A 12,982-nucleotide genomic window follows, 5' to 3' on the forward strand; every position below is an offset into this window, starting at 1 on the left:
GAGACCCGGGGCTCATGGGACGACACGGAAGAATCCGCGACGTACCGCACGCCGAAGAGGAACGATACCAGTGCCGCATCGACCCCCGGTAATCGCCCTCGTCGCGATCAGATGTGCATCGGCGGGCCCGAGTCGATGCTGCCGGGCACGTTCGGCACCAGATAACGCAGGTTGTCGATCGCGAGATGCGCACAGCCGCTGTCGGCGGCCGGCTGCGCGACCCGTCCGGATGCGCCGCCGGTGTTCGCGGTCATCGCGCACCTCGGCGCCGCGCCGTCCGCCCAGGCCGACGGCGCGATCGCGATCGTATCGGCCACTCCGACCACACCCGATGCGGCCGATTCGGCACCCGATCGGCCGAGATCGGCATTGTCGGCGTAGATGCCGACCGCCGCGAGGGCGACCGCACCCGCGATGGCCGGCGCGCCGAACAGATTGTCCTTGACCTTGTTCCAAACCGTGCCCTTGTGGGCGTCCTCGTCGTGCCCGCCGTCCGCGCCGGCCGATGGCTCACCGGGCCGGGGTGCGGCCGGAGTCGAATCCGGTCGCCGTCCCATCACGGTGGTGCGCTGCTCATCGGCCGGCAGTTCCGGGGGGCGGGTGAACCTGCTTCCCTGATCGGCCGGCGGATCCCCCGCGCCGGGAACCCGCGGCTGCTGCCCCGAGTGAGGGGCGGCACCGGAGCCGGAATGGCGGCCCTCGGGGGGCCGGGGCTGCCGGCGAGGATCGGCAGGTGCGCCCTCCCCGGGCCGGGCATGCCGGCCGGCGTCCTCGGGACGGGCCGCGAGCGGCGGCTGGGCGGGTGGTGGCTGCGGCGGGCGGACGGGCTCGGGGGCCTGCTCCACGTCGGCGTATTCACTGTCGGTGACCAGCAGATGCGCGGCACCGAGCACCAGTGCGTGCATCGGATGGTCGGCGACCCGCAGCCGATGACCCAGATGGTTCTGGAACGCCAGCCGCAGCGCGTCGTTGAAGCACACATTGCCGGTGAGCAGCACCGTCGAGGTGTCAGCACCGATGGCCCGGGCGGCGGCCATGACCTCGATCACGACATTGTCCGCGGAGTGCGCGTCCCGTATCGAATCCGGGGAGATCGGCACACCGACGGATTCGGTGGGTTGTTCGTCGTCACCGTCGACCGCCACCACCAGGCAGACCCGGCCATCGGAATAGACGCCGGTCGCGCCGACGCCACGCCGGCCACGCTCGGGCGGCCGCACCAGCCCCAGGGCGCGGACGTAGCCGGACAGCGCTACCGATTCCGGAAGCGGATCGGTGACGACATCCATCTCCTCGACCAGCCGGCAGTACTCCTCGACCTTCTCGTCGGCCCAGTCGTCCGGGAAGGGCAGCGCGACCACATCGGGTTTGCCGCGCAGCCGGCTGCCGATGGCCGCCAGCGGGTTGTAGAGCCGGGCCCGGAACACCAGTTCCGCGGGCCAGGTCGCGCCCGCGATGCGGATCTGCTGGTGACCGAGGATGTCGCGGACATCGGACACAGCGATCCCCAGATCGGGTCGTTGCCGGTCCGCGCCCGCGGTGTGCAAGCGCCCGGATTTGTCCGCCAGCAGATAAGCGGGCGGCGTGTATGTGCCTTCCACCTGGACCGGGCGGATCGGTGTCCCGCCGCCGCCGGCGGCCACGGACACCACATCCCAACCGAGATGTATCGCCCCAATTCGAGCCGTCACATGCATCAGTGTGCCTGCTGTCGCGCCGGCACGCTCGGGGCAGGTCCCATTAGTTCGAACAGCCCCGCCCGACACGGGGGTTCGGCCCCGCTCATGCGGCCGACTTCTTCAGTCTCAGACGCCACCACGTCAGGGTCGACAGCAGGGCGGTGAGCACGATCAGCATGCCCGCGTCGAGCAACCAGAATCCGGCGCTGTGCTGCCAGATCGCATCGGGTTGCGCGTTGACGAACAGCGTTCTCAGGTCGATCGTGGACGCACCGCTGGCGAATCCCCAGCGCGAGGGGAACACGTAGGAAAGCTGTTCCAGCACCACTCGATTCGTGACCGGGATCATGCCGCCTGCCATCACCAGCTGACACATGATCATGACCACCAGCAGCGGCATGACCTGTTCGTTGGATTTGGCCACCGTCGACAACAGCAGTCCGACGACCACACAGGTCACCGCCGTGAGCGCGATATCCAGATAGAGCTCGATACTGCCGGCGGGAACCAGCGCACCCGACCCCGGCGGCTTCTTACCGGCCAGCACGATCGCCACCAGCACCGCCGACTGGAGCAGCGCCGCGACACCGAAAACCATGACCTTCGCCAGCAGATAAGCCGACGGCAGCAATCCGACGGCACGCTCCCGGAAGAAGATGGGCCGCTCACCGACGAGGTCACGCACGGTCAGCGTGGAGCCCATGAAGCAGGCGCCGAGAATCAGCACCACCAGCAACTGCTGTGATTCGCTGCCTCCGGTCGGTGGCGGGCCGAAACTACCGTCGGGCAACGGAATCGGCGGAGCTGCCGCGAAACCGTTCTTCCCGGGCACGACCAGGCACAACACACCCAGCACGAAGGGCAGCACCACGAGGAAGGCAAGATACCCACGGTCGGCCAGAATCAGGCGGACCTGCCGGCGCGACAGGGTCGAGAGCTGTTTCCACGCACTGGACTTCGGGGGCTGCCCCACGACCCCGCGCGGCGCGACCGGTGGCGGCGCCGGTGGTACCGCCGCCTGCCGGGAGCGATAGTTCGCGAACGCCCGGTCCGGATCGGAGGCCACCCGGGCGAAGATCTCCGCCCAGTCGCTGGTGCCGAGGAAGTCGCCGACACCGGCCGGATGCCCGCAGAACGCGGTCTTACCGCCCGGCGCCAGCAGCAGCACCTGATCACACATGTCCAGACAGGCCACCGAGTGGGTGACCACGATGACCGTGCGCCCGGCGTCGGCCAGTTCCCGCAGCATGGTCATCACCTGGCGGTCGAGCGCGGGATCCAGGCCGGAGGTCGGTTCGTCGAGCAGCAGCAGCGCGGGGCCGGTGAGCAGTTCCAATGCCACCGACGCGCGTTTGCGCTGACCACCCGACAGCCGATCGACCCGGGTATCGGCATGTTCGGTCAGCGAGAGTTCTTTGAGGACCCCGTCGATCACCTGCTGCCGATCGGCCTTGGAGGAGTCCGGCGGCAGTCGCAGTTCGGCGGCGAACCCCAAAGCCTGGCGCACCGTCAGCTGGCGGTGCAGCACATCGTCCTGCGGAACCATGCCGATACGACTGCGCATGGCCTCGTACTCGGCGTGCAGATTGCGGCCTTCGAAGGTGACCACGCCGGCCGACGGATGCGTCGTTCCCGCAATGAGTTTCGACAGCGTCGACTTACCCGCGCCGGACGGTCCGATGAGTGCGGTCAGGGTGCCGCGATTGGCCTGCATGTTGACATCGACGAGCAGTTGTTTGTTGCCCTCGACGACGAACCCGACGCCGTGCACGCTCAGCCCCTGTTCGGTGACCGGCTTCTTACGGTGCTTGAGCGCACCTTCCTGCACGACGAAGTCGACGTTACCGATGGTGACGATATCGCGTTCGCGCAGCGCCACCCGCTGCTCGCGACGGCCGTTGACGAAGGTGCCGTTGGCCGAACCGACATCCTCGAGGACCAGGCCCTCACCGCTTTTGACCAGCCGCGCGTGCCGGCGTGAGGCCAGTGGATCGTTGACGACGATCTGGTTGTCGCTGGTGCGGCCGATGGTGAGCCCACCGGCCGGAATCCGGTCGGCACGCGCGATGGGCGCGGTCGAGGCCCGGGCGCGCACCGGTGGCAACGCCGAGGTGTCCGCCTTGGTGGTCATATTCACGTTCGGGGCACCACCCGATCCCGGACCGGCATTCGGAATCGGTTGCGAAGGGCGTTGATTCGGCCGGTGATCAGGTCGCGACGGCGGTTGGGGCGGCGCCGGCCTGCGCTGCTGGCCGGACGGCCTCGGGGGCTGACGGCGCTGCTCCGGGGCGCCCCCACGCCCCGGATTGTCCCGCCCCGGCGGATTCGAGCCCCGGCCCGATGGCTGCGCCCGGGTGGGCGGCGCCGGCGGCCGGAACTGCGCCTCGGGCACCAGGTGCACGAGCGGTCCGGTGATCGCGTCACCGAGCCGGACCAGCATGGGCCGGTCCACCGATACGGGACGGGTGATCCGCTGCGCGTCCACGAACACCCCGTTGGTACTGCCGTTGTCGGAGAGCACCCAGGCGCCCCCCTGCCAAACAAGTTTCGCGTGCACACGAGAGACCAGCGGACTGTCGACGAACACGGTAACTTCGGGCGCGCGGCCCAGCGTCACCTGCTGAGTGTTCTCGAAGATCCGATCGGTTCCCTCATGGCGCACGGTGATCTTCTGCGCCCCCGGTAATGACATAGTGCCGGATACTATGCGATGGCCGCGACATCGGCGGGGGTCGAACGTGCCCCCGAGAGCCCGTGCGGCACAGGCACCTGATCGAGTATCGGCCCGGGGAGGGAGGGGACATGGCGAAACGCCCGGTGGCGGCTGCACTCGCCACACTGGTGCTGGCGGTGGGTCTGCTCACCGGTTGCACCATGACCACCGGCGGTCACGCCGTATCCATCTACGACGACCCCTTCCAGGTGGCGGGGTTGCCCACCACCAGCGGGCCCAGCGGTCCCCGCGCCGGCGCCGCCGACTCCGCGCTCACCGCCACCGGCGGCGACAAGGGGGCGATGGACACGTTGGCGCTCAACGCGATCGACGATATCCAGACCTACTGGCAGGGCGAGTATCACAACGAATTCGACGGACAGTTCACCCCGGTCACCAAGTTCTATTCCTGGAGCGCGAAGGCGCCCCGCTCACAGGAGAGTCAGTTCTGTAAAGACACCACCTATCACCTGGTCAACGCCGCCTACTGCCGCCTGGACAATTCGGTCGGTTGGGATCGTGAGGTGCTGTTGCCGATGATGCAGGACAGTTTCGGCAAGATGGCGGTGGTGATGGTGCTGGCCCACGAGTACGGCCATGCCATCCAGACGATGTCGCACATGGTGTCCGGTAAGGATCCGGTGATCGTGAAGGAGCAGCAGGCCGACTGTTTCGCCGGGGCCTTCATGCGGCACGTCGCCGAGGACAAGGCGAAGCATTTCACGATCAACACCTCCGACGGGCTCAACAATGTCCTGGCCGCGACCGTCGCCATCCGCGATGCCAATCCGGAGGATCCCGAATCGGTGCACGGCTCGGCCTTCGAACGCGTCACCGCGGTGCAGATCGGGTTCACCGACGGCCCCAAGGGCTGCAAGGCGATCGATATGAAGGACATCGACCGGCGCCGCAAGAATCTGCCACAGTCGTTCGGCGACGACGCCAATCGTGGGGAACTGGCCATCACCAAGGACAGCCTCAAGGAGTTGAGCAAGGCGATGGCGGCGATCATGCCGGTCCCGTCGGAGCCGACCTACGACTATCACGGCGCCCTCATGCACTGCAGTAACGGGGCCGACACCGTGCCCGTCACCTACTGCCCCGCCACCAACACCATCGGCACCGACATTCCCGCACTCGTCCGGCGCGGGGCGGCGAATACCGACGAGCAGGAAGGCTTTCCGACCCATGTCGGCGGGGACTACAACGCCTACGTGGTGTTCGTCTCCCGTTACGCGCTCGCGGTGCAGCGCAACGCGCGCCAGCAGTTGACGGGCGCCAAGACCGGTCTGCGGGCGGCATGCCTGTCGGGGGTGATCACGGCGAAACTCGCCGATCCGCATCGCGACGCGGGTCAGGGCGATATCGCGCTGTCGCCCGGAGATCTCGACAAGGCGGTCTCCGGGTTGCTCAGCGACGGTCTGGCCGCGAGCGATGTCGAGGGTAAGACGGTGCCCAGCGGATTCTCGCGGGTCGACGCGTTCCGGGCGGGTGTGCTCGGCACCCAACAGGTCTGCGAGGCGCGGTACGCCTGAGGCTGCCACCTCCGGCCGCGTCGCTACGGTCGCTCTGCCCATGGCGACCTCCGCGGCGGCCTCCGTGGTTACGCGGGCTGCCGCCTCCGGCCGCGTCGCTACGGTCGCTCTGCCCATGGCGACCTCCGCGGCGGCCTCCGTGGTTACGCGGGCTGCCACCTCCGGCCGCGTCGCTACGGTCGCTCTGCCCATGGCGACCTCCGCGGCGGCCTCCGTGGTTACGCGGGCTGCCACCTCCGGCCGCGTCGCTACGGTCGCTCAGCCGAACGGCGGCGGTGCGGCCGGTTCCACCCGGAGCACCCGATTGCCCAGCATGATCTCCGCCCCTTGGACCAGCACCATCGGCTGATTGGGCTGCAACCGGATCCAATCGCGATAGCCGGGCAACCGGGCGCGAGTGCCGTTGGTGGACCCACGATCGACGACCGTGATATCCCAGTTCACCAACCGGATCTCGGCATGCGCGCGCGACATTCCACCCGAGGAGTCCTCGATCTTGACCGGAGCCAGGCCCCGCGCGGCGGCCTCGGAATTCTCCGGGTCGCGGCCGATCACCACATCGGCGGCGAGCAGATAGGTCATACCGTCGTCGAGGACCAACATGCCCAGCGGAGGCCGGACCACCTCCGCCGCGTGCTGGGTCTGATCGACCGGCATACCGCAGACCGTGCAGAACGCCGAGCGCGGATCACTGGGATGCGCACGGGCGCATTTGAATCCGGTGACCCGCACGGTGAGCGAGGTGGCGCGGGCTGTCGCCTCCATCCGGCGTTCCAGAGCGGGATCGGGCTCGGGGGCCGGGTTGGTGCCGCGCAATTGCGTCTGTGCCAGCCGGGGATCCTCGACGGGTTCGGGAGCCGGTTCGGGCCGCGATACCGGTTGCCGCTCACCGGTTTCCGGCATTCGATCCGGGCGGGTCGACGGTGGTCGCGGCGGCTCCGTGTGCTGCGCGTCCGCGCGAGAGGTGGACGGCGGCTCGGCTCGATGCCGGGCGCCGGGCGGGCGGCTGTCCTGGCGATCGCGCGCGCGGGTCTGCTCCCGCTCGAACCAGACCACCGCTCCGGCCGCCGGAGCCACACCCTCCACCAGAGAGCCGATTCCGCGTTCGGGCAGTTCCGGAATCCGGCCCCGCTCGTCGTCGATGAAGATGGCCACGGCGCGCGCCGGCGGTTCGGTGAAGCGATCGACGGTGAAGGCCGCGTCCACACCGCGGTAGAACTCCACGCCCCGCCCGCCCGCCACGACCGCGGTGACCGCGCCGTGCAGGAAGATCGCCACTCCGCCGGTATCGGAACTCGACAGGATGCCCAGATCGATCGGGCTGCCGTCGACCTGTTCGGCTTCCTGCATCAGCCAGCGGGTCGCCTCCCGCGCGATCAGCCGGCCGGGGCCGTTCGGAGCGTGGTCGGTGGCCTCGGCGACCAGTTGTGCCAGCGCCTCGGCGGCCCGCATGGCGGGTGCCTCCGGCCGGACGGGTCCGCGCCCTCGATGCGCGACCACGACCACCGCCGCGGCGACACGCACCACGACATGGTTACCGGCGACGACCTCGACCTGCCGATCGATCAACGGAATCGGCCTCCGAGGAGTATCAGCCCAGCGGTCACCACAGGGACCAGGTTAAGGCAATCGTCGTGCATGAGTCCCCGCGCACGGGTCCCTTCCGGTAATTTCGATACCCGAGTGCCGGGCGCGAACACCGGCAGAACGGGGGCAGGCCATGGGCCGAACATTTCGCGGATCTCTGATTTTCGGTTGTGCCGCCCTCCTGGGCGTGCTCACCGGATGCGGGGTGCAGGGGACTCCGACCGCCGCCGAGATCGACGTTCGCGCACTCGATGTCGGCCCCTACGCGGTGGATCGGCACAGCTACGACAGCACCGCGAACGGCAAGGGACCGCTACTCGAGGGGATGCGGATGTCGGAGGCCGTGGTGCCGAGCGTTCGCATCGATCCCGCACTGGTGATCGGCGCGGGTGGGCGGGTCGTCGCCGACAGCTCCGATGCCACCCGCCACCTGCTGGCCGCGGTGTCCAAACCGGTCCTCGACCGCAACAAGATGGTCGTCGCGTATGTCGCCGCGGGCTCCGACAAACCCAGCTCCATGGACAGTGCTGCGGATACCACCTCGGTTACCGATCTGGTGATGCGTTTTCCCGACGAGGCCGGGGCCCGGCAGGCGGCGCGAGAACTCGAGGATGTCGACTTCGCGGTCGCACCGGATCTCAATCGCAAGCTGGCCCTACCGAAGTATCCGGATGCCTATATCCACTACCGGCCCGGTGTGCCGACCGTCGGAACCTTCATGGCCTACAAGCAATTCGTGATCTCGCTGTTCGTGGAGCGCCCCCGCCCCGAGGAGGCGGATCTGCTGGCCTGGGTGCAGAAGACGCTCGATGCGCAGGTGCCGGCCCTGGACCACTTCCAGCCGACGCCGCAGAGCGGACTCGATTCGCTCCCGATCGACGCCGACGGCCTGCTGGCGCGCGCGATCGTGCGGGACCGCTCGGACCGGACTCCCGATCCTGATCGATTCGCGGTGTACTCCGCGCCGGCCTTCGTCCACATCTCCTCCGACGAGACGACCCGCGAACGCCTGATCGACGACACCGGCATGGACGCGATCGCCGTCGCGGACAACAGTTCGGTGCTGCGCGTCCGCGACGCGGACGCCGGGGTCCGCCTGATCAACGGGATGATCGCGAGTTCGGGCCGGCAATACGATCCGGCGGATGCGCCCCGCGGCGTGCCGGGTGCGAAATGCCTGGCGTTGAACAGTATGGGCGATACGCAGAAGGACAGCACATTCCGCTGCTACGTGCCCTACCGCCGGTACGTCGAGGTGGTCAACGCCAACAGCCGCGACGATATCGACCAGCGCGTCGGCGCGGCGTATGCGTTGCTGGCCAACAGTTTCTGAACATCCCCGGCGCGAGGTGAGGGAGTAACCGTGCTGGAGTACTATGCCGCGAGACCCAGCCTGGAAGGGGAGGCCGTGCCGTCCACCATGAGAAATCGGATTCCCGACTGATGTCCACGGTCGATCTGATCCTCACCGACAGTCGGCTGTGGGCCCGCAGCGAATCCACCCACTGGGACGGCGCCCCCTCGGTGGTGCCGGCCAGCGACGGCGCGAGTCTCGTTGTGGGAGAGCCACTTCAGCCGCCCTACCCGGCGGTGTCGGTGGTCCGGCTGGCCGAGGCCGATCGCCTCGCCTTCGTGCCGATGCTGCCGACCCTCGCCGATGCCTTCGCCGCGGTCTTCGGCACGGTCCTGACGAACCTGCACCTGCCCACCCCGTGTGATCGGCTGACGGTGGTGGGCCCGTCGGAGTGGGGGACGCGCCGCCGGGCCGCCCTGGAAGCCGGGGCCCGCCGCTCGGTCGGCGAGATCGCCGTCGAACCATTGGCGCTGCGCGTGGCCGGTGCGTCGGCGAGCACCTCACAGCAGCAACGGATCGCGGTCGTCGAACTGAGCCCGCTCACCACGACGGTGACGCTGGCCGGCCGTTCGGGAACCGAAAGCTGGATCGAGGCCTGCGAGCACGAACCGACCGTCGGATCCGCCGATATCGGCGAGGGACGCGGTGTGGAACCGGTGATCGATGTCATCGACCGCCTGCTCGGCGGCCGCAAACCCACCTACTTCGTGGTCGTGGGGATTTCGGACACCGCACTGCTGGGCGCGATGCGTGACGAACTCACCCGCCGTTACGGATTCGGTGTCGACCTGCGGGCGATGTCGGGTGTGGATCTGATCCGCGGCGGTTCCGCGACACCGCCGGGACCGCATCCCGGGCAGATCGCACCGCAGACACCGTGGGTGGGGTCGCTGCACGACCATGCCGCCGCGATCGCGCCACCACCGCAGCGGCGCAATCCGATCTACCTCGCCGCGGCCGCGGTCATCGCGGTCATCGTCATCGGAGTGGCGGTCGCGGTGGTGTTCACCCGATCCGGAGAAGACACGACCACCGCGTCCGGTTCCACCACCCGTGCCGCGGCGAGTTCACCGGTCGCCCGTCCCGCGCCGCCGGCCGAGATGTTCGGCCGGGTGCAGGCGCAGGTCCCGGCCGGGTGGCACATCACCAACCGCACCGACGCCCGAGTCGATCTGTCGCCGGACGACGGTGTGCGCGCACGCATTTCGCTGGTGCAGAAACCGCTGGCCGCGGGCTCGGGTATCGATGGGGTCGCCGCCACGCTGGAAACGCAGATCGGCAAGCGGCCGCCCGGCACCGTCGGACCGCTGCAGCGCGACGTCATCTTCGGCGGACGGCCGGGGCTGTCGTACGAGGAATATCCGAGCGACGGCACGACGGTGCGCTGGCAGGTGCTGGTGGACTCGGGTCTGCAGATCAGTGTCGGCTGCCAGTACCCCACCGGTAACTGGCCGCCGCTGGCGCCGGTGTGCGAGAAGTTCGTCGGAGACCTGCGCACCGGCGCGTGACGCGCCGGCCGGGATAGCCCACCGAGCGGCCGACGCCGCTATTGGGAACCACCCGTCGGAGGTGGGTGCTATCTTCTTCGCAGCGTCGACGGAGCGCCTATGCGTGCTCACCGGCGCGGAGCCAGTGGGAGGGGAACAATGCGAGGATCCGTGCGTTTGCTGGCGGCTGCCGTGGCCGCTGTCGCGCTCAGCGCGACGGGATGCGGTTCGGATCCGAGTCCCCCGCCCGCTCCCGAGCCGTCGGTGGATCTCGGCGCGCTCGATGTCGGCCGTTACGATGCGAACCCGCGCGATATGGGCAAACCCCGGAATCCGGGTCAGGCGGCGCTCATGGAGGCCGGGCGGCTGGGCAGCTTCATGCCGTTGCCGATGGATATCGATCCGGCCTTCGTCCATACCGGCATGCTCGACACCCTGGTCTTCATCGAACCCAAGTCGTCGGTGCTCAAGGATTTCACCGACGTCAGCCACTTCCCCGAAGACGCACCGGACCTGATCAGCGGCTTCGTGAACTACGGCCGCAACGACCCGGATAATCTGGGGATCGAGCTGGTGAACTCGGCGATGATCCTCCCCACCGAACAGCGGGCCACCGAGGTCGCCACCGCCCTGGAACGACGCGACTTCGGCCGCGATCCGCAGACCCAAGCGGTCGCGATCCCCAATTATCCCCAGGCGCACGCGCATTGGGTTCCGACCAAACAGGCCATCAACGTCTGGGTCCCGACCGGGCGGCTGGTCGTGTACATATCGGTCTACGACCAGGCCAAGAGCTGGTTCGGCAAGGTCGATCTCCCGGATCTGGTGAGCCGGGCGACGCGCAGCCTCGACAAGGTGGTGCCATCGGTCGCGAAGTATCACCTCACCCCGCCGGATCAGCTGATGGACCAGCCGATGGATACCGACGGGATGCTGGGCCGCACCATGATCCGCCCACAGGAGGCCGAAGGCGAGTGGCTCAATCCGCCCGGCGTCTATTCCGGATACTCCGGCCTCGCCTTCGATTCCGATCCCGGTGACACCCACACGTGGTTCGAATCCGACGGTGTCGACCGGTATGCCGAATACGGCACACATGTGTATCGCGCCAGGGATACCGCCGCCGCCCAAGATGTCCGGGATCAGCTGGGGGACCCGTCCAAACACTTCAAGACAGCCGCCGCGCCGAGGAATCTGCCGCTCGCGAAATGCCGCGAGTACAAGGGCAATCAGAAGCTGGCCGTCCGCTTCTACTGCTCGGTGTATCACGACCGCTACGCCGCGATGGCTTGGGGCGAACAGCTACTCGACGCGCAGCAGCGGATTTCGGCCCAGTATGCCGTTTTCGTGAAGGCGGACCGGAAATGAACAAGCGACTTCTCCGTTTCGCCGCGGCCGCGTCCTGCCTCACCGGACTCGTGGCCACCACCGGATGCGGTTCGACGGTGGGCGGCTGGGCCGGCCCGTCGGAGGTCGATGTCCGGACCGTCGATGTCGGCAACTACGACGTCGTCCCGCTCGATATCCACGTCGATTTCCGGCCGGGTTTCGTGAACGCGCCCGCGGCCGCGGGTATGCGCCTGGCCGACAATGTGGTCACGCCCGACCGGATCGACCCGCATCTGACGGTTCAGGGAAAGTCGTCCACATTCGCCGCCGGATTCGTTCCCGACGCGCTCGGCGACAACGACCGGATGTCGGATGCGGCCAAACGCAACAAGATGGTGTACGGCTTCTCGACCGCCGGTAGTGACAAGGACGCGAACTGGGGCTTCCTCGGCTGGCCGAAGCCGAGTAAACCCAATGCCACGATCGTGGCTCTGTCGGTGATGCAGTTCGAGGATCCGGCCGCGGCGGCCAAGGCCGCTACCGACCTCTACAACACCGACTTCGATACCTACAAGGATAAGAATCAGCCGGTCAAGGTATCGAAATACCCCGAGGCGCACGCGCATTGGCAACCCGGCACGGCATCGCTGCGATCGTTCCTCGCCCACGGCCCCTGGGTCGTCTCGGTCCTGGCCCTCACGCCGAGCGCCGAATTGGGCAGCCTCACCGGCCTGACCGAGCGGACTCTCGATACCGAGTTCCCCGTCCTCGATCAGTTGCCGCCGCTGTCGCCCGAGGAGACGCTCACCCTGCCGTGGGATCCCCACTATCTGCTCAGCCGCGCGCTGAACACCTCGCAGACCGGGCGACCACAGTTCGATGACGACAACGGCGTCTTCGGCCCGAACGGCATTCTGCACTACATGTCCGACCGCAAGATCGCGGCGCAGAGCGCGGCCGCGCTCGAGGCGGAGGAATTCGCCAAGACCTCCGATGCGCTGGTCGTCCGCACCGCCGATGCCACCTCCGCGAAGAAGGCTCTCACCGACCGGATCACCTTCGAGGGCGGTGGCCCGGCCGTCGATGCGGTGCCGAAGATCCCGGATTCGACCTGCGTGGAGAACAGCACGAAGGGCAGTAGCCTCAACGGTCCGAAGCGGTACAGCTGCCTCGTCGTCTACCGCAATTACGTCGGTTACGTGACCTCGAATCAGCTGGTCGACGTCCATCAACGAGCGGCCGCGCAGTACGCGTTGTTCGCCAACAGCCAGTGGCAGCCGTGACTCGACCCGCCACGG

At 68.2% G+C, this 12,982-nt stretch carries 8 protein-coding genes; 5 read left to right on the plus strand and 3 right to left on the minus strand.

Translation table 11 applies throughout. The features are described 5' to 3' along the window. Positions 1-107: 107 nt before the first annotated feature. Both LKD76_RS27190 and LKD76_RS27195 read right to left on the minus strand, forming a co-directional pair. Complete coding sequence (locus LKD76_RS27190; RefSeq protein WP_227984252.1) at positions 108-1,697, minus strand: hypothetical protein; 1,590 nt, start codon at positions 1,695-1,697, stop codon at positions 108-110. Positions 1,698-1,782: 85 nt separating this feature from the next. Then, positions 1,783-4,371, minus strand: a complete 2,589-nt coding sequence (locus tag LKD76_RS27195; RefSeq protein ID WP_227984253.1) for an FHA domain-containing protein — start codon at positions 4,369-4,371, stop codon at positions 1,783-1,785. A 110-nt stretch (positions 4,372-4,481) separates the two neighbouring features. On the opposite strand from LKD76_RS27195, the gene LKD76_RS27200 reads away from it, so the two are divergent. Continuing rightward, complete coding sequence (locus LKD76_RS27200; protein ID WP_227984254.1) at positions 4,482-5,927, plus strand: neutral zinc metallopeptidase; 1,446 nt, start codon at positions 4,482-4,484, stop codon at positions 5,925-5,927. 258 nt (positions 5,928-6,185) lie between these two features. Here LKD76_RS27200 and LKD76_RS27205 read toward each other — a convergent pair whose 3' ends face one another. After that, the gene (locus LKD76_RS27205) at positions 6,186-7,496 is read right to left on the minus strand and encodes an FHA domain-containing protein (RefSeq protein ID WP_227984255.1); all 1,311 of its coding nucleotides are present in this window, start codon (positions 7,494-7,496) and stop codon (positions 6,186-6,188) included. Positions 7,497-7,719: 223 nt separating this feature from the next. Here LKD76_RS27205 and LKD76_RS27210 point away from each other — a divergent pair, with 223 nt between their 5' ends. From LKD76_RS27210 to LKD76_RS27225, 4 genes are all read left to right on the plus strand, one after another. Further along, positions 7,720-8,847, plus strand: coding sequence for a DUF7373 family lipoprotein (locus LKD76_RS27210; protein WP_227984256.1), 1,128 nt, complete (start codon positions 7,720-7,722; stop codon positions 8,845-8,847). A gap of 110 nt (positions 8,848-8,957) precedes the next feature. After that, positions 8,958-10,376, plus strand: a complete 1,419-nt coding sequence (locus tag LKD76_RS27215) for a type VII secretion-associated protein (protein WP_227984257.1) — start codon at positions 8,958-8,960, stop codon at positions 10,374-10,376. Positions 10,377-10,514: 138 nt separating this feature from the next. After that, on the plus strand, positions 10,515-11,723 hold the full coding sequence (locus LKD76_RS27220) for a DUF7373 family lipoprotein (protein WP_227984258.1): 1,209 nt from the start codon (positions 10,515-10,517) through the stop codon (positions 11,721-11,723). Beyond that, complete coding sequence (locus LKD76_RS27225; protein WP_227984259.1) at positions 11,720-12,967, plus strand: DUF7373 family lipoprotein; 1,248 nt, start codon at positions 11,720-11,722, stop codon at positions 12,965-12,967. Before LKD76_RS27220 ends, LKD76_RS27225 begins: the two co-directional genes overlap by 4 nt. Positions 12,968-12,982 lie beyond the last annotated feature (15 nt).

Source organism: Nocardia spumae (assembly GCF_020733635.1).
Lineage (GTDB): Bacteria > Actinomycetota > Actinomycetes > Mycobacteriales > Mycobacteriaceae > Nocardia > Nocardia spumae.